Source organism: Proteiniphilum sp. (assembly GCF_034331125.1).
In the GTDB taxonomy this organism is placed as follows: Bacteria; Bacteroidota; Bacteroidia; order Bacteroidales; family Dysgonomonadaceae; genus Proteiniphilum; species Proteiniphilum saccharofermentans.
This window is the reverse complement of sequence record NZ_JAXQGC010000050.1, coordinates 1-24,852: the sequence shown is the minus strand read 5'-3', so window position 1 is coordinate 24,852 and position 24,852 is coordinate 1. Positions and strand designations below refer to the sequence as shown.

At 42.3% G+C, this 24,852-nt stretch carries 16 protein-coding genes and 2 pseudogenes; 10 read left to right on the top strand and 8 right to left on the bottom strand.

Annotated features, from left to right (window positions below; translation table 11 throughout):
* Nucleotides 1–12 precede the first annotated feature (12 nt).
* From U2P89_RS12460 to U2P89_RS12435, 6 genes are read left to right on the top strand one after another with little or no spacing between them, the layout of a single operon-like run.
* A complete protein-coding gene (locus tag U2P89_RS12460; RefSeq protein ID WP_322191540.1) occupies nucleotides 13–912 on the top strand; it encodes a DUF488 domain-containing protein in 900 nt (299 codons plus the stop codon).
* Between the two features lie 2 nt (nucleotides 913–914).
* The gene (locus U2P89_RS12455) at nucleotides 915–1,748 is read left to right on the top strand and encodes a hypothetical protein (protein ID WP_322191539.1); all 834 of its coding nucleotides are present in this window, start codon (nucleotides 915–917) and stop codon (nucleotides 1,746–1,748) included.
* Nucleotides 1,749–1,753: 5 nt separating this feature from the next.
* Nucleotides 1,754–4,978, top strand: coding sequence for a type I restriction endonuclease subunit R (locus tag U2P89_RS12450; RefSeq protein WP_322191538.1), 3,225 nt, complete (start codon nucleotides 1,754–1,756; stop codon nucleotides 4,976–4,978).
* Between the two features lie 6 nt (nucleotides 4,979–4,984).
* Nucleotides 4,985–6,520, top strand: a complete 1,536-nt coding sequence (locus tag U2P89_RS12445; protein WP_322191537.1) for an RNA-binding domain-containing protein — start codon at nucleotides 4,985–4,987, stop codon at nucleotides 6,518–6,520.
* A gap of 5 nt (nucleotides 6,521–6,525) precedes the next feature.
* Nucleotides 6,526–7,446 (top strand): hypothetical protein, encoded by a 921-nt coding sequence (locus U2P89_RS12440; protein WP_322191536.1) that lies wholly within the window; start codon nucleotides 6,526–6,528, stop codon nucleotides 7,444–7,446.
* 18 nt (nucleotides 7,447–7,464) lie between these two features.
* Nucleotides 7,465–9,081, top strand: a complete 1,617-nt coding sequence (locus U2P89_RS12435) for a hypothetical protein (RefSeq protein WP_322191535.1) — start codon at nucleotides 7,465–7,467, stop codon at nucleotides 9,079–9,081.
* A 431-nt stretch (nucleotides 9,082–9,512) separates the two neighbouring features.
* Here U2P89_RS12435 and U2P89_RS12430 read toward each other — a convergent pair whose 3' ends face one another.
* Genes U2P89_RS12430 through U2P89_RS12415 form a run of 4 tightly spaced genes read right to left on the bottom strand, consistent with a single transcriptional unit; the run spans nucleotide 9,513 to nucleotide 16,913 of the window.
* Nucleotides 9,513–10,424 (bottom strand): BT_3987 domain-containing protein, encoded by a 912-nt coding sequence (locus U2P89_RS12430; protein WP_322191534.1) that lies wholly within the window; start codon nucleotides 10,422–10,424, stop codon nucleotides 9,513–9,515.
* A gap of 23 nt (nucleotides 10,425–10,447) precedes the next feature.
* Nucleotides 10,448–12,415, bottom strand: coding sequence for a RagB/SusD family nutrient uptake outer membrane protein (locus tag U2P89_RS12425; RefSeq protein WP_322191533.1), 1,968 nt, complete (start codon nucleotides 12,413–12,415; stop codon nucleotides 10,448–10,450).
* Nucleotides 12,416–12,427: 12 nt separating this feature from the next.
* Nucleotides 12,428–15,517, bottom strand: coding sequence for a TonB-dependent receptor (locus U2P89_RS12420; RefSeq protein ID WP_322191532.1), 3,090 nt, complete (start codon nucleotides 15,515–15,517; stop codon nucleotides 12,428–12,430).
* 19 nt (nucleotides 15,518–15,536) lie between these two features.
* On the bottom strand, nucleotides 15,537–16,913 hold the full coding sequence (locus U2P89_RS12415) for an IPT/TIG domain-containing protein (RefSeq protein WP_322191531.1): 1,377 nt from the start codon (nucleotides 16,911–16,913) through the stop codon (nucleotides 15,537–15,539).
* A 366-nt stretch (nucleotides 16,914–17,279) separates the two neighbouring features.
* Here U2P89_RS12415 and U2P89_RS12410 point away from each other — a divergent pair, with 366 nt between their 5' ends.
* Nucleotides 17,280–17,714, top strand: a complete 435-nt coding sequence (locus U2P89_RS12410) for a helix-turn-helix transcriptional regulator (RefSeq protein ID WP_322191530.1) — start codon at nucleotides 17,280–17,282, stop codon at nucleotides 17,712–17,714.
* A gap of 641 nt (nucleotides 17,715–18,355) precedes the next feature.
* On the opposite strand, the gene U2P89_RS12405 is transcribed toward U2P89_RS12410, so the two are convergent.
* Both U2P89_RS12405 and U2P89_RS12400 read right to left on the bottom strand, forming a co-directional pair.
* Nucleotides 18,356–18,946 carry an ImmA/IrrE family metallo-endopeptidase gene (locus U2P89_RS12405; RefSeq protein WP_322191557.1) on the bottom strand — a complete coding sequence of 197 codons (591 nt, stop codon included), beginning with the start codon at nucleotides 18,944–18,946 and terminating at the stop codon, nucleotides 18,356–18,358.
* Nucleotides 18,947–19,103: 157 nt separating this feature from the next.
* Nucleotides 19,104–19,238, bottom strand: a pseudogene (locus U2P89_RS12400) (GNAT family N-acetyltransferase); the annotation flags it as partial.
* Between the two features lie 263 nt (nucleotides 19,239–19,501).
* Between U2P89_RS12400 and U2P89_RS12395 the strand changes: the two are divergent.
* Entirely contained in the window at nucleotides 19,502–20,065 is a 564-nt protein-coding gene (locus U2P89_RS12395) for a class I SAM-dependent methyltransferase (RefSeq protein WP_091907059.1), read from the top strand.
* A gap of 84 nt (nucleotides 20,066–20,149) precedes the next feature.
* Here the strand turns inward: U2P89_RS12395 and U2P89_RS12390 are convergent, their stop codons facing one another.
* On the bottom strand, nucleotides 20,150–20,983 hold the full coding sequence (locus U2P89_RS12390; RefSeq protein WP_322191529.1) for a DNA-formamidopyrimidine glycosylase family protein: 834 nt from the start codon (nucleotides 20,981–20,983) through the stop codon (nucleotides 20,150–20,152).
* A 479-nt stretch (nucleotides 20,984–21,462) separates the two neighbouring features.
* Between U2P89_RS12390 and U2P89_RS12385 the strand changes: the two genes are divergently transcribed.
* Entirely contained in the window at nucleotides 21,463–22,512 is a 1,050-nt protein-coding gene (locus U2P89_RS12385; protein WP_322191528.1) for a rhodanese-related sulfurtransferase, read from the top strand.
* Between the two features lie 29 nt (nucleotides 22,513–22,541).
* Here U2P89_RS12385 and U2P89_RS12380 read toward each other — a convergent pair whose 3' ends face one another.
* Complete coding sequence (locus U2P89_RS12380) at nucleotides 22,542–24,176, bottom strand: ABC-F family ATP-binding cassette domain-containing protein (protein WP_322191527.1); 1,635 nt, start codon at nucleotides 24,174–24,176, stop codon at nucleotides 22,542–22,544.
* Nucleotides 24,177–24,306: 130 nt separating this feature from the next.
* Here U2P89_RS12380 and U2P89_RS12375 point away from each other — a divergent pair.
* Nucleotides 24,307–24,798 (top strand): annotated as a pseudogene (locus U2P89_RS12375) (DMT family transporter); the annotation flags it as partial.
* Between the last annotated feature and the right edge of the window lie 54 nt (nucleotides 24,799–24,852).

Sequence of the window (24,852 nt, the reverse complement as noted above, 5' to 3'; positions counted from 1 at the left end):
TACATTTGCAGTATGTTATATTACAGGAGAAAAATAGTATTGGCTTTACTGGAAGTGTTTGACGGACAACTGACGGCAAAGAGTTTGCAGAAATATCTGTTTCTGTTTACCCGTGTGCAGTCGGTTAAAGCATTCGATTTTATACCTTATCGTTACGGTTGCTTCTCGTTTCAAGCTGATCAGGATTTGTCCACGATGGCGAAATATGGTTATCTTGAAATATCAGAGTATCAGAGTGGCAGATTCATAAAACTCAAACAAAACGGAGAATATCTGGAAATGCTTGACAAGTCCGACCGCCAGGCATTACTCGATGTGAAAGCCGAATTTGGTTCGATGTCTCAGACCGATTTAATACGCTATACTTATCAAAAATATCCCTATTTTGCTATCAATAGTTCAATTGCCAATGAGTTGCTGACGAAAGATGAATTAGCCCGAATAGAAAAACAAAAACGTAAGTTCACAGAGCCCCAGTTGTTTAGTATCGGTTACGAGGGTATCTCGCTTGAGACATATATAAATAAACTGATAATAAACGATGTGCACGTCTTATGTGATGTACGCAAAAATGCTTTCAGTCAGAAATTCGGATTCTCGAAAAGCCAGTTGCAAAAAGCCTGTACGGGTGTTGGTATTCGCTATATGCATATACCGGAATTGGGTATTGAATCAGAAAAGCGGCAAGAATTGCATTCGCAAGCCGATTATGATTGTCTGTTCGAGAACTACGAAAAAACAACACTGAAAAAAAATAAAGAGGCGCTATTAAAAATACGGGCGCTGATTGAAACCTATGGCCGGGTGGCTGTTACCTGTTTCGAGAAAAATCCGCATCAATGCCATCGTACGCACGTTGCCAATGCATTGATGCAGTTACCCGATATTGACTATTCGTTTAAACTCTTGTAGACATGGCATTGACTAAAGTCCTCATTACCGTCAAAACATATCCAACCTTATCGGAGAAATACGATGAGTTGGTCTGTACCGCCGGTTTTAGGGAAGATGGTTCATGGATTCGCATTTTCCCGGTACCATTCCGTAAACTCGATTATCAGAATCAATTCGAGAAATGGCAATGGATAGAAATCGATTTGGTAAAAAACACGTCCGACTTTCGGCCTGAAAGTTATCGGCCAACGGATTTGGATAGAGAAATCCGTATGCTCGATAAGATTGATACCAAAAGTGACTGGGCCAAAAGAAAACTGCATATCGGCGATACGATCTGGGATAATATGACTGAGTTGATAGCCGCTGCGAAAGAACCTAATATAAGGACATCATTGGCCATTGTAAAACCCAAAGAGATTCTCGATTTTATATGGAGACCTTGTGAAAGGGAATGGGATAAACAAAAGATGGACAAGGTCATTGCCAACAAAGCCCAGGGGAGCTTATTCGATGAGGAAGAAACCCGGTTGGTTTTTAGAGTGGTGAAGAAATTACCGTATGAATTCTCTTACAAATTTATCACAGAAGATGGTATAACGAGAACCCTAATGATTGAGGACTGGGAATTGGGCATGTTGTACTGGAATTGTCTTAAGAACGCAAAAGGTGACGAAGAGGAAGCCTGTCGAAAAGTGAAAGAGAAATATTTGGACTATATGTGGGGGCAACGTGACTTGCGTTTTTTCATGGGAACAACCAAAGTGTTTCATAATGTCTCGCACAATCCTTTTATCATTATAGGTACATTCTATCCTCCTAAAGTCGATACCCAACAGTTGTCATTATTTTAAAGCTTATGCCCCGAATCACCGAATCCCACATAGAGGAATTTGCCATAGAATTGCTGGAAAAGCAGGGCTATGAATATATCTATGCTCCGAATATTGCACCCGATGGTGAAACTCCCGAGCGTGAGAGTTACGGACAGGTAATATTGATTGACCGCATTCGTCGTGCAGTCAGGCGGATCAATTCGGGTATTCCGTTAGAGCAGCAGGAAGAGGCCATCCGGGAGATTCAGCGTATAGCATCACCCGAATTGATTTCGAATAACGAGACTTTCCATCGCTATTTGACGGAGGGTATCCCGGTAAGCTACCAACAAGAAGGTAGCGAACGTGGTGATCTGGTCTGGCTGGTTGATTTTCAGGATCCATTGAACAATAATTTCGTGGTTAGTAATCAGTTTACAGTCATCGAGAATAACCACAATAAGCGTCCTGACGTTTTACTGTTTGTGAATGGTCTGCCTTTGGTGCTGGTTGAGTTGAAAAATGCCACTGATGAAAATGCTACCGTGAATGCCGCCTTTCGACAAATGGAGACTTACAAGTCGCAGATTCCTTCACTATTTACGTACAATGCCTTGCTGATCATTTCGGATGGATTAGAGGCAAAGGCCGGATCCCTTTCTGCCGGGTTAAGCCGTTTCCTGGCATGGAAGTCTGCCGATGGTGAGACGGAGGCATCTCATCTGGTCAGTCAGCTCGAAACGATGATTACCGGAATGCTGAATAAAGAAACGCTGCTCGACCTGATTCGCCATTTCATCGTTTTCGAGAAGACAAAACGTCAAGATGCTGAAACGGGTACTTTTACCATAGAGACGGTAAAAAAGATTGCGGCTTATCATCAGTATTATGCAGTAAACCGTGCCGTTGAATCTACCCTTAGGGCATCCGGTTATATAAAGGAAAAGCAGGAAAGCGCCCTTATTGAGCCTCCCGAGAACTATGATCTGCCGGGAGTAAATCAACAGCCTATAGGAGACAGAAAGGGTGGGGTTGTCTGGCATACGCAGGGTAGTGGAAAATCATTATCGATGGTGTTTTATACGGGAAAGATGGTGCTTGCCATGGACAATCCGACCATCGTGGTAATTACAGACCGGAATGATCTGGACGACCAGTTATTCGACACCTTTGCCGCTTCAAAACAATTACTGCGCCAAACACCGGTACAAGCCGAAAGTCGTGCCGACTTACGGGATTTATTAAAAGTGGCTTCCGGCGGTATCGTTTTTACCACTATCCAGAAATTCAATCCCGAGGAAGGGAACGTGTATGACTTGCTTTCCGACCGTGAAAATATTATCGTGATTGCGGACGAGGCGCATCGCACGCAATATGGATTCAAGGCTAAGACGGTAGATGAAAAGAACGAAGCGGGTGATGTTATTGGCAAAAAAACAGTATATGGATTTGCCAAATATATGCGGGATGCTTTGCCCAATGCTACCTATCTGGGTTTTACGGGTACTCCCATTGAACATACGGATGTAAACACACCAGCTGTATTCGGGAATTATGTTGATATCTATGATATTGCACAGGCGGTTGAAGACGGTGCTACTGTCCGTATATATTATGAAAGCCGACTGGCAAAGGTAAATCTTAGCGAGAAAGGGCGACAATTGGTCGAAGCTTTCGATGATGAACTGGAACAGGAGGACTTGACAGACACGCAGAAAGCTTTTACAAAATGGACGCAGTTAGAAGCGCTTGTCGGTAGCGAGAATCGGGTCAAGAAAATAGCCAATGATATTGTCAATCATTTTGAAGAGCGTCAAGCAGTTTTTGAAGGTAAGGGGATGATCGTTACAATGAGTAGGCGCATTGCGGCGGATTTATACGATGCAATCATTGCAATAAGACCCGAATGGCACTCGGGGGAGTTGAACAAAGGAGTGATCAAGGTGGTAATGACGACAGATTCTTCGGATGGAGCGAAGATAGCAAAGCATCATACCACGAAAGAACAACGGCGCAGGTTGGCAGAGCGAATGAAATCTCCCGATGATGAGTTGAAATTGGTGATCGTCCGGGATATGTGGCTCACCGGATTTGACGCTCCCAGTATGCATACGTTATATATCGACAAACCGATGAAGGGGCATAACCTGATGCAGGCTATAGCGCGTGTTAATCGGGTATATAAAGACAAGCCGGGTGGTTTGGTGGTGGATTATCTCGGTATTGCTTCGGATTTGAAAAAAGCGCTATCGTTTTATTCTGATTCGGGAGGTAAAGGCGATCCTGCCATAGCGCAAGAGCAGGCGGTTTCGTTAATGCTTGAAAAGTTGGAGGTTATATCCAATATGCTTCATGGTTTCTCTTACGAAGATTATTTTGAAGCTGATACTTCTAAGAAATTGAGTACCATACTTGCAGCCGAAGAGTTTATCTTAGGCCTTAATGACGGTAAGAAGCGTTTTATAAACGAAGTCATAGCCTTGTCCAAAGCATTCGCCATTGCGATTCCGCATGATGAGGCGATGGATGCAAAAGATGAAGTAGCCTTTTTCCAGGCGGTGAAAGCACGGCTTGTCAAATTCGACAGTACCGGTTCAGGACGTACCAATGAGGAGTTGGAAACAACGATCCGTCAGGTAATAGATAAAGCCTTGGTAAGTGAACAGGTCATTGATGTCTTCGATGCAGCCGGACTTAAAAAGCCGGATATATCTATCTTGTCGGAGGAGTTCCTGTTGGAGTTGAAAAACATGGAACATAAGAACATCGCGCTTGAAGTGCTGAAGAAACTACTCAACGATGAGATAAAAAACCGGGCGAAGAAGAATCTGGTAAAGAGTAGGTCATTGTTGGAAATGCTTGAAAGTTCCATCAAGAAATATCATAATAAAATTCTTACTGCTGCAGAAGTAATCGAAGAACTGATTGAATTAAGTCAGGAAATTATCGCCATAGATAATGAAGCCAATGAGATGGGGTTGACTGATTTTGAATATGCTTTCTATACCGCTGTTGCCGACAATGACAGTGCCCGGGAATTGATGCAGAAAGATAAGTTAAGGGAATTGGCTGTTGTGCTTACTGAAACGATACGTCAAAATGCTTCTATCGACTGGACGATAAAAGAAAACGTGAAGGCAAAACTGAAAGTTGCCGTCAAGCGTTTACTCAGAAGATACGGATATCCGCCCGATATGCAGATGTTGGCTACGGAAACGGTATTGAGACAGGCGGAGATGATTGCCGAAGAATTGACGAGAAATAAATGATGTGGTATGGTCATCAAAGAAATCATAAAACAGCCCGAAGGCAGGCGCTTAGAGTTCAAGGAAACACTTCCTGAGAATGCTGATTTGGCAAATACCATCATTGCCTTTGCAAATGATGCCGGAGGAGAACTGTATATTGGTGTCCGAAATAATCCGAGAGAGATTGTCGGACTTCCGGAGGAAGAGCTTGTGAAAATAGAGGAGCAGATTAGCAATATTATATTTGACCGGTGCTATCCTGCTATTCTGCCGGATATAACTTTTCTAGCAGAAGATGACAAGCATATTATACGGGTAACGGTGTATCGTGGTAGTGCGTTGCCTTATTATCGGAAAGACAAGGGAAAACTGAAAGGGACTTATATCCGGGTTGGTTCCTCCAATCGTTTGGCGGATGAGGAAATCATAGCGGAATTGGAGCGTAGAAAACGAAACATATCATTCGATAGTGAACTGGTAATGGATAAGCCTGCAAGAGAGTTAAACATTGAGAATTTCAAGCAGGAATATCAGGATAAAACCGGAGAGGCTCTGGACACGCAAGCCCTTCGTAAGTTGGAACTTGTCAAAAAGGTGAATGGGACGGAATACCCGACGAATGCTTTGGTCTTATTCTCTGATGATGAGCTTCGTCGTTCTCTGTTTCCTTTTGTCAAGGTGGAATGTGCAAGATTCAAAGGAGTTACTTCGGAAGAATTTATTGATCAGAAAAGCATTTTGACCAATATCGCTACACAAGCGGAGGAAGCCTATAATTTTGTGTTGCGCCATATAAACAAAGGTGCTGTTGTGGAGGGTGTTTATACCGTTTCCCGTTGGGAATATCCGGTAAAAGCGATAAGAGAAACCCTCCGGAATGCAGTTGTCCACAGAGACCTGTCGCTTTCCGGAAAAGATATTAAAGTGGCTATTTATGACGATATGGTCGAAATAACAAGTCCTGGGCTTTTGCCTCCTTCTATTGATTATGCTGCAATGGAAAGCCGACAGAGTGATGCCCGCAACAAAGTTATCGCTCCGGTATTCAAACGAATGGGAATTATCGACCAATGGGGAAATGGCTTAAAGCTTATAGCTGATGAATTGAAAGATTATCCTCAAATCGAATTCCGTTGGAAGGAAACGGGATTATCGTTTCAAGTACAGTTTGTAAAACTTGATTATGTTGCGCAGCAGGAGTTACAGCAAGACTCACGGCAAGAGTTAGGGCTAGAGCTGGGGCTAGAGCTGGGGCAAGAGCAACAGCAGGAGTTACAGCAGGAGTTACAGCAGGAGTTACAGCAGGAGTTACAGCAGGAGTTATATAACCCTACATTATATTCTGAAGTACTATTCAAAATAGTAGATGCGCCTCTTTCTCGAAAAGAAATTTCGGAAGCTCTTGGTCAGAAACAAGTTTCAGGCCAATTATATAAGATATTAGCTAAGTTGACAAAAGATAAACTCATAGAGAATACTATTCCGGGAAACAAAAATCATCCGAAACAAAAACTTCGTATAACCAAACGGGGCATCATCTTTTTAGAGTTATTGAAAAAGTGAATTTTATGAATAAGAAAGAGGAACTACAAAAATACGTTGAAAAACGGATACGGGAAACAGGTATCGGCACTCCAACTATCGAACAACTCAACGGATTTCTTGCCGAATGGATGCAAATTGAAAATAGTCGCCCGATAGCACATTTCGATGGTTATTCTCCTACTCAAATGCAACAGATCATGCATAATCTGTTTGGAGAGAACTGCCCTGTTCAATTGGCAAATTTTGTCGATGAAGATTGTAATTCCGTGCCGTTATTCCGGCAGATAAAAGAATTACTGGAAATTATCGAAAAGGAAGAAAATCTTAAGTTAACCCAAACGGGGAACCTTCCACCACGTATCGTGAAGGAAGTGTATTCTGTGGGAGCCCCTGAACCTCATATCCAGAGTGGCATAGTTAAATTGCGTACGGAGAAAGATTCTGTCTCTGTCCAAATGGCAAGAATAGCTGTAGAATTGATGGGGGCAGTAAAGAAACGTAACAATACTCTTTCTTTGACAAAGAAAGGAAAAGAAATCATGAAGGATAACCGGACGTTGTTGTCAGGCTTATTAATCGTGATGTTTACAAAATATAATCCCGCCTATTTCGATTCCTATTCGTCTGAAAATATCGGATATGTAGGTCTCGGTTTTAATCTTGTGCTATTGCATAAATACGGGAAGAAAGACCTAAAAGATACATTCTATTCCGACAAATATTTTAAAGCATTCCCCTTATTGCTTGGCGAAGTTGCAGAGGGATATAGCTCACAAGAGGAAGTGGCTACATATTGCTATTCACATAGGATATTCGACGTGTTGTTTTATCATCTTGGACTTGTTACCATAGATGAAAGGAATAGATACAGTCCAAATCATGCCAAATTGATTCATAAAACTCCTCTTTTCGATGCGCTATTTATTATTAAACCTGCCCGGTAAGCAATATACTATCGCTTTATGAACAAGATAATCGAATTACAGGAAACGAGTCCAAACTTTTGGAAGGCCAGGTATCGGGGAAACTATGGAACCTACACCATAAAAATAGAAACCGACGGCAGAAATACCCGGAATTTTTCATGCTCCTGCCCCAGTGACTATTATCCTTGCAAACATATCCCGATAGTGCAGGCATCTATCAATGAGCGTATTCACCGGAACAAGGTAAAACCTGAAAAGCCTGTGTTTGAGAGTGTGGTCAGGGGAATATCCTTGCATGATTTGCAGGAGTTTGTGATTCGTTTCGGATTGCACAATAGCTCATTTCAACAGACTGTTTTGCTGGAATTTACTCCTCAACAAAAGCAGCACGGAAATATTGATTATTCAGAAATCATACGTTGTGCCTTGGAGGATACCGATTTTGATATGGATGATAGCTACGATTATCAGTTTGACTGCTTTGAAATCGACGTTTTGGATCAATGGCTCAATAAGTCAAGAGAGTATATTGAACAAGATAATTGGAAGGAAGCAATCCTGATAGCGAAAGCCTGTCTTGAAGAGTATGCTGAATGGACGAGGAGAATCGATGTTGATCCGGATGGATATATCAGTGAAGAGTATTTGTATGGGCCATTCGATATTCTTGAAAAAGCATACGAAGCTGGTTGTTTAACAGCGGAAGAACTTTTGGCATATTGCAAAAAAGAGGTAGGAAAGAACAAATATGACAAGGTTACCCGGAATCTGTTTAACGATCTGCTAATGAATCTGACGCAAGATACCGATCCTGAAGCCTATATTTCGATGCAAGATAGGTTGTTCAGCAATCTTTCGGATAAAAGCTCTTATGAAGCCAAACAAATCCTGGAGCGGAAAATCGACTTTTATAAGCAGCGAGGAGACGCTCAGATCGCACGGAGAATACTTGAAGAAAATCTACAGATTGAAGACTTTCGTCAAATTATTGTCAAAGAGATGATTGCAGATAATAAATACAAGGAGGCGAAAAGATTGATCAATGAGTATATCCAAAGTAAAGATACGAACAACAGTTTTAATGGATATCATTCTTGCTGGGATGAATACCTGTTGGAAATAGCCCGGAAAGAAAGCAATACAAAAGAGATACGGAGAATATTCCGTAAGTTTATTGATAGGGCTTTTCACCTTAAATATTACCAGCTCTATAAATCAACTTTTTCAGAAGACGAATGGGCTACGGAAAATGAGAAGTTGATAAAGCATTACCAGAAAGGGAACAATTGGTTTATCTCAAGTATTGCTGATATTTTTGTGGAAGAGAAACAGACTGCACGTTTATTGGCATACCTGACGAAACATCTCCGCTGTAATATTTTAGAACAATATTACAAGCATATAGCCGATGAGTTTCCTGAAGAAACAGTAGCCCTTTTCAAGCAAGCGGTTGATGAATACATGAGAAATACCGGTCGGGATGTATATGACAACACTGTCAAACATTTCGAATCGATGCTTAATGTAAAGGGAGGTGAGGATGTCGTAAAACAGATGATTGGTATTTATACAATGCAATATAAGACCCGGAGAACAATGATTGAGGTATTTACACGGTTCAGTAAGTCAAGACTGAACTTTTACATATTCTAGACTGTTTGGATTTTGTCCGAAATTATTACTTTTTTTCGGACAGGATTTTTTATAATTGCATCTTCATAAATATTCCTTACCTTTGTGAGGTAGTTCATTGACAAAATTGCAGAAAGTTGAAAATCACCGAAGAAATCACGGTGGCAATTCGTGAGCGTGGATTTTCAGACTTTGCTAACATATTGGGCGGAAGTTGGTTGGCCTTGAGGTTCATATTCCGTCCATTATCAACAAATGGTTAAAGCGCTGACAATAAATTTTATATATTGGTTGTCAGCGCTCTTTTTTTGCTTTTTTCAGGTAAAAATACCTGCAATGAAAGATTATTCCATCCTTATTATTGATGAATTTCAGGAATTTGACAGTGAAAATTCGTCCATATTCAGTGATATTCAGAATCTATGGGATCGGGTTCTTCTTCAAAAGAATCCCTATTTTCTGAATGTCCCCTTCATGCGATAGCGGATAGTCCCCTGCATGTAATCATACCAGAAGGTGAACGTATTATTGCTGAATGTCGCTTCACCGTCTTTAATATCCATCACACCCCAGGGTTCCACGGTAAAAGTATTTGTACCTGCAACTTTGCCGAATTGAATACAATAATTATTTATCGCATTGAAATAATCTTCACCCGGATTCCATGAATTACTGTACTCACTCAATGTTTCTTTCTCTTTTTCGTGGAAGAAACGTACTGTATCGGCTGAAACCGCGGTCAATGTGCGTTGAATACTGACAGGAATAGGTAAACCTACTTCACTCCACTGCCCATTTTCATCTTCTGTCAACGCGCTCTTCGTTGCTTCCATCTGGTAAGCCCCTGAGAACTCGTTAGTCAGGTTTAATGTTAGAATCAACGTAGTGTCTTGTTCCGATTTCATATAATCGGAAACCGATTCTATCGCGAAAGGGATTGCATAGAGTGAATCGCAGTGTAATCCGGTACTGTTCACAGTAAAAGGCAAATGAGCATAAATATCCCCTGCTTTGATGGTGGTTGTCCAGGAAGGGATCTGTATCGACTCAGACGGTAATCGCTGGTATTTTACCGGTGCATCAAGCATATACTTGTTGTTATACCAACTGATGATACCGTCATAGTGTGCGAGAGTAATGTTTACATCACGTTCGGTTTTCAAGGATCCGCTCACAGCAAGAGAAATAAAAGCTTCCTGATTTTCACCGTAAGGAAGATCAAACGACAAAACATTGTTGTATGATCCTACAATATAAATTTCTTTCCGATATTGCTCCGAAGCCATTGGATCGACTGCTTCACATGCCGAAAATGTTATAGCCATCAGCATGGAGAATAACATATATATTTGATCTTGTTTCATAATTTATCATATAATTAAAGCGTTTACCATCCGGGGTTTTGAACTAACTTGTCATTTTTATCCAAAGCGGACTTGGGTATAGGATAAAAATAGTTTTTATAATCAAAATACCTTCGCGCCTTATCGTCAGTCAATGTCGTAATGGTGTAGAATGCCTGGCGTTCAGTTCTTTTTGCCTTGATATTCATCCCCAATACCGGCCGGTTGTAAGCAGCATAAGCATCTCCCCAACGACGGAGATCATGGTAACGATGCCCTTCGCAAACAAATTCGATCCGTCGTTCTTTTTTAATCAAATCGCGCATTTCCGCCTGGCCCGGAAGTACCGTCAATCCGGGTAAACCGGCACGGTAACGAATTTGATTGAATGCATTCAGAATTTCATCTTCATCCCTGCCTGTTACTGAAATGCCTTCTTCCGTGTAACTTCCTTCCAATTCATTCAGTGCTTCGGCATAGTTCAGCAGAATTTCAGCGTACCTGAAAATGGGAAACGACTTAGGACGAATAGAGCCGCCTGTGATAATGTCTTCCGCATTCACGTATTTTTTCAGTGTATATCCCGAATGATTGTAATCCACGGCAAAATTGGCGGGCGGGCCGGCATTCCCATCGGCATAATACTGTACCTCAAGATTTTTAAGGTTGCTTGAGCCTGTATAAGAAGCATTGGGCCAGATGCAGTGGTTGAATCCGACAGAGACATAAAAACGCATTTCACGATTGTCGTGCATTTTTGCAGCATTTGCAGACAATGTATAACCCGAAAAACTTTTAGCTATCCCGATCGCTTCATGCGCCGCCTCTGGTTGCGAATAAGTTGCCCCGTCTTCCATATAAAAAGCATCCGCGACGTCCTGGGTCAGATTCAATCCGTTCATGCCACCCATCAGTGCAGGCATGGCAATACCGGCCGGCGAATCCTTGCCGCTTTGTGTAGGTTTGCACGAATAAATAATCTCGTCGTTCATGGCAACGGAAACATCCCCGTTAAACACTTCGGCATAAGACCGTAAAGGATCTATGGCCTCTGGATCAAATTGCGGGATCGGACGGTCGTTGAACGTGTTCATCACTACGTCCGGCAATGTTTTTGTATCGTTTTTCCTGGGGGATGTATAGAGTTCATACAACCCTAAATCAATAACTCGTTTTGCAGCTACAGCCGCTTTTCCCCACTTTTCATTATCCGCGTTTTGGCTGATATAGTGTGTACCGTCGCTTTCCCGCCTCCAATCCGCATATAATCCGCCGCTTCCGCCATTGAACCAGGGACTGGCGGAATATAGCCGGACACGCGAGATTACGGCCAATGCCGCACCTTTTGTCGGAATACTTATTTCGTCCGAAGCCCTTTCGGAGTACAAAAGGTCGGCGGCCATTTGCATATTATCACAAATATATTCTACACATTCATCATAGGTACTTCTCTCCTTTGACATTTCTTCCACAGGAGCATCTACCGCTATCGGTTCGTCGGGCATGATCGGTACAGGACCGTATTGCAAGAGCAACTGATAGTAATAATAACCCCGCAGGAAATAGCATCTGCCCATAAAATCCCGCCTGTCCAGATCGGAAATATCCTGCACTTCGCCAATACGTTGTAAAACGATGGATGCTTTCCGGATACCCGTATAATAATTGGCATAATTGTTAAAGTGAGTGCTGAACGCCGTGATCTCGTCAAGCAGAAACTTGATGGCGGCATGCCTGTTGTCATTAAACGAGGTGAAATTTTCATCCGATGCGCCCTGAAACGGATTAGGCGCGTTTGTCCACAAATTCCCTTCATTGGGAAGATAACTGGCGGCTCCCCTTATATACTGATCGACCAGTTCTTTACGCTGAAAGATAGAATCGAGCTGGGTCGTATTCCTGAAATAATCGTCTACATCAAGAAAATCCGAACATGAAAATAGCATAGCACCCAGTATAAAGGCACATGGCAAAATCATTATCCTATTGATATTTTGCTTAATTTTTTTCATTTTTATTCTGTTTTAGAAAGTTGCGTACAATTGAATCGTGAATTTCCGCTGCAACGGGTACACTGCACCGTTGTCAGATGCCTGTGCCGGGTCCCAGAGATTCACTTTGTCCCACACATGCAGGTTTTCCCCCATCAGGCTGAATGTGACCGATTCGAAAACTTTTGATTGTTGCATCCATTTCCGGGGTAAATTATAGGATAACTCAACGTTTTTTATGCGGAGATAACTTCCGTCAGCCAGCCAAAAAGTGGAGGCACGGTTGTTGTTCAGGTTTTCCCCGTAAGTTAAACGGGGAAACCGGGCATTCGGGTTTTCCGTAGCGGGATTACCTGAATAGGACGCGGGTGTCCATCTGTTTGCCTGGTCGGCGACAATTGTCAACAGATTCCCCGTAGAGCCTCCGGCAAACGGATAATAACCGGTTCCACCGAAAAAATACTGCACATCATCTACTCCTTCAAACAAGGTGCTGACACGAAAATTCTTATAGTTGAATTCCAGCGCGAAACCATATTGAATCTGGGGGATATTCGAATATGAAAGCGGCACAATATCATCATCGTCTATCACGCCGTCGCCATTTACATCCTTATATTTGATATCGCCCGGCAACACATTTTCCATGTATGTCTGCTTTGGACTGCTAATGATATCCTCTTCGTCCTTAAACAAACCTTCTGCAATCAGACCGCGCAACACACCATACGGAACGCCGCTGTATGACTGGTAAGGATAATTTACCCCCGATTGTTCCCAATAATTCACTTTATTGCGGGCCAACGTTAGGTTTCCCCGGACAATAAAACTGATATCTTTATTTATTTCCTGCGTGTAAGAAGCATTCCCGTCCACACCCCATGAAGTCATGGTGCCGATATTTGCATAGGGAAGCGTTGCATTCAACCCTGATTCAAGAGGGATACTTTCGCGTTTCTGGAAAATTCCGGTGGTTTTGTTACGGTAAAAATCCACAGTGAAATCTATCTTATTGTTGAACAATTTACCGTCAATACCCAGATCCAGTTTTGTCGTAGTTTCCCATTCCATATTTGCCGCCCCGATCTGTGTTTCCCCGATAGCGGTTCCTCCCCAAATACCGGAATTGATGCCTTCCACTATGGTGAGATAAGGAAAACGAACCGTTACACGATCATTGTCCACCAAACGGTCATTACCTACCTGTCCGTAGGAACCACGAAATTTCAGATAATTGAGAAATTGTAATTTGTCGTTAATCAATTGATATTGTGTAGGAACCCACCCCAATGCAATGGAAGGGAACGTGCCGTAACGCCTTTCCCTGTTAAAATTCTCAGAACCGGTATATCCGATATTACCTTCCACCATATAGGTGTCTTTGTATGAATAGGTCGCCCTGCCGGAATAAGCCTGATAACGTTGGGGAATAGTCACAAAAATTCCATCACCCCATCCGCTGTTTTTGGTATCCTGGCGATAGGCGTGTATTAAACCCGTAACGCGATGATCTACGTTAAAAACCCGGTTATAGTTCACCTGTGCTTCAAAATAATATTGCCTGTCGGAAGAAGACGACTGCACTGAAGTCAGATCTTCTTTGGTTACTTTTCTTTCGGTCAGAAGGGAACCGTCGTTGTTGCGTCCCGTCTTAGGGTCGGCAAAATACAAATCGGGTCTCATTGAATTAAGAACGGTATGCGAACCGTTTGTTGTCAACGAGAAAAGCCCTTGCACGGACAACCCTTCGAGGAACATGCCCAGATCCTGATTCAATGTCAGATTCGTTTTTGTCGTATAGCGCTCTATCGCTTTGTAACCGGTGTAATTCAATTGAATGTAAGGAGACATTTGATCCGCATTCACACCATAAGCGGGCAACTGTCCGTTAGAATAGCTGACGGGCACAATATTGGGGGGTAAATTGGCCTGGGCTGTCCAAAGGGCATTGTTGTCATCCCCGAATCCGGGAGCATTTTGCGAGACAAACACGGTCTCCATATTGAGCGAAAGCGTGGTTGAACGGGTTACATTGGCATCCACGTTCGCCCGGAAGTTATATTTGTGGTAGTCCACATTGGCGCTAAAAGGAGAAGAAGCATCCTGCTTAAACAAAGCTTCATTGTTGAGAACCCCCAAACTGACATAATAACGCGCCGCTTCCCCTCCGCCCGATAAGCTCAGGTGATGCTGCGTGTTCCAGACATGATCTTTTAAAATGACATCCCTCCAGTTCACATCCGGATATAAATCGGGATCGAGACCTGTCCGGTACAATTCCAACTCGGTGGGCGTATACAGCGCATTATTTCCTCTTACGATCCTGGCCTCATTAGCCAATAAGGCATATTGATAGGCGTTGGCATACTCCGGCATACGGGGAGAATAGGAATAGGTAGAATTGGATTTGAAATTGATCCGCATTTTTCCTGCCTTACCTCTTTTAGTGGTCACCACCACAACGCCATTGGCTCCCCGGACTCCATAAACAGCTGTTGCTGAGGCATCCTTCAGCACAGAGAAGCTTTCGATGTCGGCCGGGTCGAGGTCGTTAAGACTACCTTCAATACCGTCAATCAGCACCAATGCGCTTTGATTGGCTCCGAAAGTACTGATACCCCGTATCCAAAATTCGGAGAAATCATTTCCCGGCTCTCCGGTACGGGTCACCGAAATAATACCGGGAACACGTCCTCCCAACATATTGGCTACGGAAGTGGCCGGAACCTGCAATTCGTCCGGTTGTATGCTGGTAATGGCGCCTACTACCGACACCTTGCGTTGGCTGCCCCGTCCTGTCACTACGACTTCCTCCAATTCGCTCACATCGGGTGTCATACCGATCCTAACCCTTTCCTGACTCGAAGTGTATGTAATTTCAAGTGATTTATATCCCAGGTAAGAATAGACTAAAGTGCTCCCGGCGGGAACATTCTCGATTCTAAACCTGCCTTCATAATCGGTAACGACACCGGTTCCGGTACCTTTAATCTGTATGGAGACCCCGATCAATGTTTCTCCCTTTTCATCCATGATGGTTCCTGCCACATTCACTGTTCCGGTCTGCGCAAACAAACCGGACGACAGCACCATTATCACCAATAGAAAAAATGTTTTCTTCATGTTTTTTAATCTTAGAGGGTTATTGAACTGCATATCTCCTGACGGTAGCTTCCCACCATTCCGCGATAAAGAAGTTCCCGTTTCCGTCGTATGTAATATCACGCGGATCAAGAAATATCGCTTCGGCCGGATTACCGTTTGTCTGTGGCGATTCTACATTCAAGGTTCCTGCAACAGTGGACACGTAACCATCCAAAGCGGAAATCTTCCTGATCACATTCGAGTTGTTGAACTCGCAAATATAGAGGTTGCCGTCGTCGTCCATGCACATCCCCCTCGGATCCCTGAAACGCGCATCGGCAAGACTACCATCCACAACGGCGCTCTGGCTGGGAGAACCGGCGTAGATATCCGACTGCACACCGTCCGTCCAGGCCGAACCAGTCTTACTGATCTTATAAATACAATATTTGGCGTGATGAGAGAGATAAAAGCAATCATTGAATTTATCATATACGAGGTAACCGACATAGTCAGCCTGGTCAAAAAGATCCTCACCCAGGTCTTCGGTTTGTTGTGTGTTTATATTAAAACGCCCGAAAAAACCGCTTTTATGGCAAAAATAGAGCCATTCCTGTTGGGGATCGTGCTCTTTATCCATCATCACCATGCTTTGAATATGGTCATAGCCCGACCCCCTGGCCGGAATTTCACCTATCCTGTAAGGCATCCATCCATTATCCTTTCTGTATTCGTAAACAGTATGGGTAGGATTCAAGGTCGTCGCATATACCACGGTCTTGTCTTCATTGATGGCCGGTTTCCCCAGATAAACCCCGTCTTGCAGGGTGATAACCCTATTATCATTCACCGAAATAAAGCGCACCTTATTCGCCATTGACTCCCACGACCCGAAGGTCATGATCTGATCATCACCAAGCGCTACAATTCCCATTATTTTATAAAAATGAGACTCGTCCAATGTCCCATCCTGATAAAAAGCACCTGTACCGTCCCGCAAACCAATACCCGCAACCCAGGACACATACGCGGAAGCGGTATAATGGAAGGTCTTCGGGGCAATTACCTCTGCGCTTTCCCCCACCACTACCTTTATCTGGTTATCTCCACCCGATAACCTGGGGGCTAAACAATAAATAGAACTACCGTTCACACTAATAACGGATGCTTCCTTATCCGAAAATCCATCATTAAAAAAGACTTTAACCTCACTGGTAACATTACCGAAATTTGATCCGGTAATTACCACTTTTTCCGCGATTTTACCCGAATCGGGCATAAATCCGGTAATTTCCACAGGCAGGCTGGGATTGAAAGGTGTACCCTTATCCGAATCCTGCTGATAAACATACGTTTCGTCCTTGCAGCTATGGACAAGGATGAGTAATCCTGAAAATAGGATTACTGACAAAAATTCAAACTTTTTACTTTTCATTTTTCATTTGTTTTAGAGTAAACTTCTCAGGTTTGTTCAGTGTAATTTGTGTGTTTCTTTCGTGCGGAGTATAGTCATCGTTTTATATTTTTATGAGGTTATTATTTTTTTTACTTAATATTTGTGTATATATCCTGTTCGTTATCTCTCATAATTAATGCTTGTGGGCTATATAATGAACTGTTTATCAGATATATCGAAAAAATGAATATTCTTAAAAATCGTAATACAACGACAAAGAAAAAAAGATTTTTTGTGAATAGCAGGACAATACGGGGTTATAATTATGCAATATTGGGATATAATTATACGTATATTCCAAAAAGTCATTACTTTTGTTATGTCATACAGAAAACGGATTAATAAATGGAAACGAAAGAGCAGATTTTCAGAAACACCCATCACGGGCACGCCGTCAAGCGTATCCGCCATACCTTAGGGATTAAGCAGGAAGTCTTGGCAGACATGATGGGAACAACCCAGGCACGCATTTCCAACAGTGAACAGAAAAAAGTGCTGGAAGATGAAATGATCGATAAATTCGCCAAGGCCCTGAACGTGGCTCCCGAGTTCATCAAAGAGTTGGAAGAAGACCCGGTGACTTTCATCATTGAAAACAATACCTTTGAAAAAGGAAGTATGGCAGGGATTTATAATGTCGGAGATTTTATAAATAATCCTGATCCTGTTGACCGTTTTATAGAATTGTCCAAAGAAAAAACTGCCCTCTACGAACGTATTGTTGAGTTGGAGAAAGAAAAAAACGCACTTTTGGAGAAACTGCTGAAAGAAAAGGAATAATTGCCGGAGCTATAATAATAGGCTTTGCCGATCAAGGTGCGGTAGGCGTTTTCTATTGTCCCCCATGATGATCCGTTTTTGGTCATATATTGGTGCAATCACAACAAATTTCTGTAATAAAGTCAAGACTTAGGCTTATAATTCGCCGGAGCAACTTTATAAATTTATAAGGATGGTGCAAGGATGATATGGAGATGGTATAGAGTTATGCCGGAGTAGGTACGGCCGAGAACCGGCCATACTTTTAATGTCGTCACTTATGAGTTTGATTTTAATCTAATTAGAATGGAGGAAGATTGTTGCATGTTGAGAGCCTCATTGGCTCTATGGAGTCCGGATTTTTTAATACATTCTCCTTTTTGTTAAAATCATGCTGTTTTTTTACTCGGGCTGGATTTAGATGAAACAGTGTTTGCAAAAGGCCCTTAGGAATTGTTACGCAATAAGTTGACCACATATTGTGTTTCATTATTTTAAGAAAACTCAAAATAAACGGCATACGTAGTATGTACTTCCAGTTCTGACTTAAAAAAAGACGTAATAAGCCCTAAATCATATAAGTTAATAAAAATGCAGGTATCCGTAACGGCAATTTTGATTTTTATTTCTTAAACAGTTGTTTGGCATGAAAATGTTTTTTTCTAAAACATCGGCTGGTGTTCTTTTTTAAATTCAGCCAATGACTGATTGGTCAATGACGCAGCCTTAGACATCGATATTTGCTCTTCAATCAGTGCTCTGAATAAAAGCTGCCTGAAACGGTTGCTTTCTTCCACTCCCCGATATTCCACAGGTTCATCTACTTTCCAATTCATTTGATTTATAAAGAAAAAGAATTGTTTGGTATAATGCTCGTTAATAATTCCGCAGGATTTTGCCCTCATCACAATAGCCTGCATGGAAATACCGTATTGTTTTTTGATATTCCCTAATTCTAAAGTAGAAAGTTTATTGCGATGTGCTCCCAATTCAGCGATAATAGCTTCGTCAGGAAGCAACATTGCCCCTGCAAATTGATGGCACAAAATTTCTTTTTGTTTTTCGGTTATATCTCCGAATGTCAACAATAAATGAGCTAACTCATGAAGCAAAGTGAAACGGATCCTGTCCGGCTTGTTGGCTTTTCTCTCATTATAAGCAACAACCGGGATTTTCCCATTGACAAAGGTTTGTAATCCATCGAAGTCTTTGGCAACATCCAACTTTAGCACCTTAATGTTTTTATCTTCCAAAAGCTCTACGATATTAAAAATAGGACCTTTACCTAACTCCCACTTATCTCTTAGAATGTTTGCGGCATTGTTTACCTGTTCATAATGGGTAACCGCCGGGAAATTTTTCAAAGGATGCTCAAATTCATTTTTTAGTCCTATGATTTCTTCCAGTTTATCCGTTATCAAACTCCTTCTTTAGCCATGCTTTTTTGAGTTCATAGCCTTCCCTGCATTTTTTATCGGAAAAAGCACAGCAAATATGCTCTTTGTCAATGTTTTCCTTTGTAAGAGTGATGTAATTATTTTCCATAATTTTCTATTTTATTGGTGTATATATTTTCAATGGTATTGTGCATACTTCTTTATTATTTAAGGCAAAGGTATGCAATTCAACATAATAATTGTTGTCCAATACCGCCAATTTTATTGTAATATACTTCCCGGATGATATTTTTGAAATATCTCAGTGTGAAATTTTATTTTTTGTTATTAATGCCTGCATATTAGTTGATTTTTGCTGATTGTCAAATAACTACTACTTTTGTCAGTAATAAGTAAACAGTAAGGTTTCTAATGAATAACCAAAACAATACACATTTACATCCGTTAGAAAACGCAAGTGCGTTGGAGAGCCGATTTCGCAGATTACTGCAAAATCCGAGGAGAATACTGAAGAAATATATTCGGCAAGGCATGACAGTCCTTGACTTAGGTTGTGGCCCCGGTTTTTTTACACTTGAAATTGCAAAAATAGTTGGCGAAGAAGGAAAAGTCATAGCGGTTGATGTGCAAGAAGGGATGCTTGAAATATTGAAACAAAAGTTGAAAGGCAGCGAACTGAAAGAGCGAATCCAAATTCTTAAGAACGAGCCACAAAGCCTCGGATTTTCAGAGAAAGTAGATTTTATCCTTGCCTTTTACTCTTTCCACGAAATGAAACACATAGACCATATCATTCAGGCCCTGAAAGAAGTAATGAAACCAAATACGGAAATTTTAATTTCTGAACAGAAAATGCACGTCTCAAAAGACGTGTTTAAAAGCATAGTGATCAGAATGATAAACAATGGATTTGTCGTTTGCCGGCGACCGAAGATATTTTTTAGCAGAAGTGTTGTTATGAAAATTGGAAAATAGATCCAATTGTCCAACATCCTTGTATAAGTAATGCCGGAGACAATAGGAGGAGAGTGGGGTGGAATGATTTTGTGAAGAGATAATTTATTCTTCAATTCTTTGGCATTCGGGGCAGTAATAAACTGAACCGCCTAAATAAGCTTCTTTTACGATGGTACCGCCACAGCGGGGACAGGGATTTTTCCATGTCTTGGCAGACATGATTGTCCGGTAACCTCCGTTATTGCCGTATAGGTCTGTCTGCGTATCACGTCCACCTTCAATGGTCATATCTATCAGGTTATCTTTCAGGGATTTGAAGAGAACTTCCTTTTTCCTGTCCGACAGGATTGATATTTTCTGCTTTGGGTTGATCCGCGCGTTGAACAAAATATCCTGCGTCACACCGTTGCCTACACCTGGAATACGTTGTTCAGTGGCCAGCAGGGCTTTGGCACTCAATGTTTTTTTCGCTTCGACAAATAGTTTTTCAAATTCTTCCTCACCATAGTCGTTGCTTATCGGAGAAATACTCTCCCTGCTTAACTTGTAATATTTATTATCGATATTTCGATCAGGATAGGCGTTGATAAATCCGTACATGGCGACTGAGAACGCAAGGAACGATCCGTCATCGAACGTCAGCAACAACTGGTAATTGGCAGGTATCTTGTCGTCCGGATTGTAATAACGGGCAATAACCCCGTCGCCGATATTGATCAGGGCGTTGTCCGAAAGGCTGAAGTCTACAAACATGCCATACCCTTCGGAGGAAAGTATGGTTTTGCCGACAAGCAGTTTTCCGTATTCCTTCGGGTTGCCGTTATAGAATGTAAATTTATGCGGCTTGGTGGCATTGAACACTTGTGTGATTGTTTTGCCGCTCAGCATGTTATTGGCCTGTTTGCTGAGAGTCAGTACTTCGGGTAATTCTAACATACTATTCTGGTTTTATTTTTCAATGGATATATATATTTCCGGAGCGGCATACCGCAACTCTGGCAATATTGCATGTCAACAGTCTGATCCATACCACAAAGATACAATACCTACTCCGGATATGGTTGCCTGAAACAGGTATTTTTCTACATAGATACAAAATAAAAAAGACGGTCTGTTTTTTTACTCTTTTTATACGATGGAAAATCATAAACTTTTACAGAATAAACTAAATAATAGATATTCTTGTTGTATTTTTGTCGTGCCGAATGCATAGTTATCCTGTAAATGGGATAATCCGGCACATATATGTTTATCATTTTAGTCATATGAAACTCGCTTTTAGTCATGTTCTTGTATAAGAACGGTTTTTATGCTCGTTTCACAGAATTTCCGGCTGTTCTCATCCATGGTACACTTTGGACTGATTGGACTGCACCTGTCCGGTGGGAATAGTTTTTAAAAAGAGTTTATTTATCATGCCTGTACTTCATAATCGTATTTCCAACGCTGAACTTAAGTTGCGGATGTTGCGGGAAACTGAACCTCGTATTACGATTTCATTCTACAAATATTTTCATATTACTGATCCGCGTCAATTCAGGGATGACCTTTATGTAAAGTTCGATGCCATAAAGGTGTTCGGCCGCGTCTATATTGCACATGAAGGGATTAACGGACAAATCTCCGTCCCCGAAAGCAATCTGGATGCTTTTCGTGATATCCTGTATGCCGCCGATCCGGCGTTGAACGGTATCCGTTTGAATATCGCGGTGGATGACGACGGCAAATCATTCTGGGTGTTACGCATGAAAGTGCGCAACAAGGTGGTTGCCGACGGTATCGACGATCCGGCATTCGACCCTTCCAGGACGGGAAAATACCTCAAAGCCAAAGAGTATAATGAGATCACGCAGGATCCCGACACGGTCGTGGTAGATATGCGTAACCATTACGAATATGAAGTGGGGCATTTTGAAAATGCGGTTGAAGTCCCTTCCGACACGTTCCGCGAACAGTTGCCGATGGCGGTGGAGATGCTGAAAGAGCACAAGGATAAAAATATTGTGATGTACTGCACAGGCGGTATCCGTTGTGAAAAGGCGAGTGCCTATATGCTTCATAATGGATTTAAGAACGTGTACCATGTGGAAGGTGGTATTATTGAATACGTTCGCAAAGCGCGTGAAGAAAATCTTCCGGTGAAATTTATAGGGAAGAATTTCGTGTTCGATGAACGGTTAGGCGAACGTATTACGGAGGATGTGATTGCCCGGTGCCACCAGTGTGGAGAGCCGTGCGATACACATACCAACTGTAAAAACGAGGGCTGTCACCTGTTATTTATCCAATGCGAAAAATGTGCGGCAGAGATGGACGGATGCTGTTCCGACGAATGCAAACAGGTGGTTCAACTACCGGAAGAAGAAAGTAGAAAATTGCGGAAAGGGACTGATCGCGGACGAATGATTTTTAATAAATCGAGAAACAACCCACTGCTTCGTAAAAAACAGGTTTCGGCAAAGTAAATAAATGCACTTTGCACTTGTTTAACGAACTATTTCCGTTCTATTTCCCGGAGGTTCTCCATCTTCTTTTTCTTCAGGAATCCGTAGATATCTTCGAGATGTTCGGCTACTTTCCGGTTGCCGAATTCGTATACTTTTTTCACCAGACCATTCAGGAAATCGCGGTCGTGCGATACAACAATCAACGTACCATCGAAATCGACCAGCGCCTGTTTCAGGATATCTTTGGTCTTCAGGTCGAGGTGGTTGGTCGGCTCATCGAGAATAAGCAGGTTGACCGGTTCGAGCAGCAGTTTTATCATCGCCAGGCGGGTGCGTTCGCCTCCCGAGAGAACTTTCACTTTCTTGTCGATATCTTCCCGTCCGAACATGAATGCCCCCAGAATATCCCTGATTTTTGTCCGGATATCGCCGACGGTAATATCATCGATGGTCTGAAAAACGGTCAATTCCTCATCCAAAAGCGATGCCTGGTTTTGTGCGAAATAGCCAATCTTCACGTTATGTCCTAATTGCAGATTCCCTTCGAAACCGGTTTCTTCCATGATACATTTTACGAGTGTGGATTTCCCTTCACCGTTACGGCCGACGAATGCCACTTTTTCTCCCCGTTCGATGGTGAAATTCACATCGTTGAAAATCAATTTTTCACCGTACGATTTACTTACATTCTCTGCAATAACAGGGTAGCTTCCCGAACGCGGCGCCGGAGGAAATCGCAGTTTCAGGGCCGATGTATCCACTTCATCGACCTCCACCAGCTCCAGTTTCTCCAACATTTTCACACGCGACTGCACCTGTAATGTTTTCGAATAGGTACCTTTAAACCGTTCGATAAACTCTTTGGTTTCGGCAATCATTTTCTGTTGGTCGTCATACTGCTTTTGTTGCTGTTCGCGGCGTTCCTTCCGCAATTCAAGGTAGTGCGAGTAGGTTGCTTTGTAGTCGTAAATACGCCCCATGGTAATTTCTATGGTGCGGTTGGTGATATTATCTACAAATGCACGGTCGTGCGAAATAACCACCACTGCTTTGGCACTGTTGATAAGGAAATCTTCGAACCATTCAACGGAATCGATATCGAGGTGGTTAGTGGGCTCATCAAGCAAAATAAGGTCAGGATCCTGCAAAAGGATTTTTGCCAGTTCTATGCGCATGCGCCATCCGCCGCTGAATTCCGATGTCATCCGGTTGAAATCGCTTCGCACAAATCCTAATCCAAGCAGCGTTTTTTCCACAGCTGCATCGTAGTTGATCTCTTCGACACCATAAAATTTTTCGCTCAATGCGGAAACGCGTTCGATGAGTTGCATATATTCGTCCGATTCATAATCGGTGCGTACGGTAAGTTGGTTGTTGATGCTTTCAATTTCCTCTTCCAGTTGATGGATACGCGAAAAGGCCTGTGCTGTTTCCTCGAAAACAGTGCGTTCATCTTCGGTCATCAGGTGTTGCGGAAGATACGCAATGGTGAAATCTTTGGGTGTGGAAACTCTCCCTCTGGTCGGTTGCCTCACGCCTGCCAGAATTTTCAGCAATGTGGATTTTCCCGCACCGTTTTTACCCATCAGGGCAATGCGGTCTTTGGGATTTATTACAAAAGAGATGTCCGAAAATAATGCCGCTCCCCCGAACTCTACGGCCAATCCATCGACTAATACCATAATCTTGTTTTATTTTTCAGGGTGCAAAGATACGTTTTGAAATCGACTAAGTATACTTTTATTTCTTCAATCCGGATTTCTTTATCCCCAAATGTTGTACTTTTGCATCCGTTTATTGAAAATGTAAATTATGAACGGAAAAGCAAAAGGATATATACTTGCGGCCATCGCTGCCGCCACATACGGAATGAATCCTCTATTCGCATTACCTCTATATCAGACAGGAATGGATCCGGATTCTGTATTGTTTTTCCGCTATCTGTTTGCAATTCCTATTTTGGGGATTATGATCAAAGCACGTGGACGTGATTTCAAGATACAACAGAAGGAAATTCTACCGCTAATTGCTTTGGGACTTCTGGTCGCTCTCTCCTCACTTACCCTCTTCCAGAGTTATAATTTCATGGATGCCGGAATTGCATCGACCCTGTTGTTTGTTTACCCCATTATGGTAGCATTAATTATGGTTGCCTTTTTCAAAGAGAAAATGACCTTGCTGACTATACTGTGTATTTTGATGGTATTGGGCGGTATTGTATTGCTCTTTAAAGGGGGTGACGGTTCTACTTTGAGCATGACAGGGATCCTGCTGGTGATGGCCTCGGCCTTATCATACGCTATTTAGTCGACCCTTAAAAAGCATTCAATAGTCTATAATACAGTAAAATAGTAGATA

What these genes read in the sequence shown, in the direction of transcription:
- U2P89_RS12390 (WP_322191529.1), bottom strand. Translation starts at nt 20,983, where the DNA reads ATGTTAGAATTACCCGAAGTACTGACTCTCAGCAAACAGGCCAATAAC.
- U2P89_RS12395 (WP_091907059.1), top strand. Translation starts at nt 19,502, where the DNA reads ATGAATAACCAAAACAATACACATTTACATCCGTTAGAAAACGCAAGT.
- U2P89_RS12385 (WP_322191528.1), top strand. Translation starts at nt 21,463, where the DNA reads ATGCCTGTACTTCATAATCGTATTTCCAACGCTGAACTTAAGTTGCGG.
- U2P89_RS12460 (WP_322191540.1), top strand. Translation starts at nt 13, where the DNA reads ATGTTATATTACAGGAGAAAAATAGTATTGGCTTTACTGGAAGTGTTT.
- U2P89_RS12415 (WP_322191531.1), bottom strand. Translation starts at nt 16,913, where the DNA reads ATGAAAAGTAAAAAGTTTGAATTTTTGTCAGTAATCCTATTTTCAGGA.
- U2P89_RS12445 (WP_322191537.1), top strand. Translation starts at nt 4,985, where the DNA reads ATGGTCATCAAAGAAATCATAAAACAGCCCGAAGGCAGGCGCTTAGAG.
- U2P89_RS12410 (WP_322191530.1), top strand. Translation starts at nt 17,280, where the DNA reads ATGGAAACGAAAGAGCAGATTTTCAGAAACACCCATCACGGGCACGCC.
- U2P89_RS12420 (WP_322191532.1), bottom strand. Translation starts at nt 15,517, where the DNA reads ATGAAGAAAACATTTTTTCTATTGGTGATAATGGTGCTGTCGTCCGGT.
- U2P89_RS12440 (WP_322191536.1), top strand. Translation starts at nt 6,526, where the DNA reads ATGAATAAGAAAGAGGAACTACAAAAATACGTTGAAAAACGGATACGG.
- U2P89_RS12380 (WP_322191527.1), bottom strand. Translation starts at nt 24,176, where the DNA reads ATGGTATTAGTCGATGGATTGGCCGTAGAGTTCGGGGGAGCGGCATTA.
- U2P89_RS12430 (WP_322191534.1), bottom strand. Translation starts at nt 10,424, where the DNA reads ATGAAACAAGATCAAATATATATGTTATTCTCCATGCTGATGGCTATA.
- U2P89_RS12455 (WP_322191539.1), top strand. Translation starts at nt 915, where the DNA reads ATGGCATTGACTAAAGTCCTCATTACCGTCAAAACATATCCAACCTTA.
- U2P89_RS12425 (WP_322191533.1), bottom strand. Translation starts at nt 12,415, where the DNA reads ATGAAAAAAATTAAGCAAAATATCAATAGGATAATGATTTTGCCATGT.
- U2P89_RS12450 (WP_322191538.1), top strand. Translation starts at nt 1,754, where the DNA reads ATGCCCCGAATCACCGAATCCCACATAGAGGAATTTGCCATAGAATTG.
- U2P89_RS12435 (WP_322191535.1), top strand. Translation starts at nt 7,465, where the DNA reads ATGAACAAGATAATCGAATTACAGGAAACGAGTCCAAACTTTTGGAAG.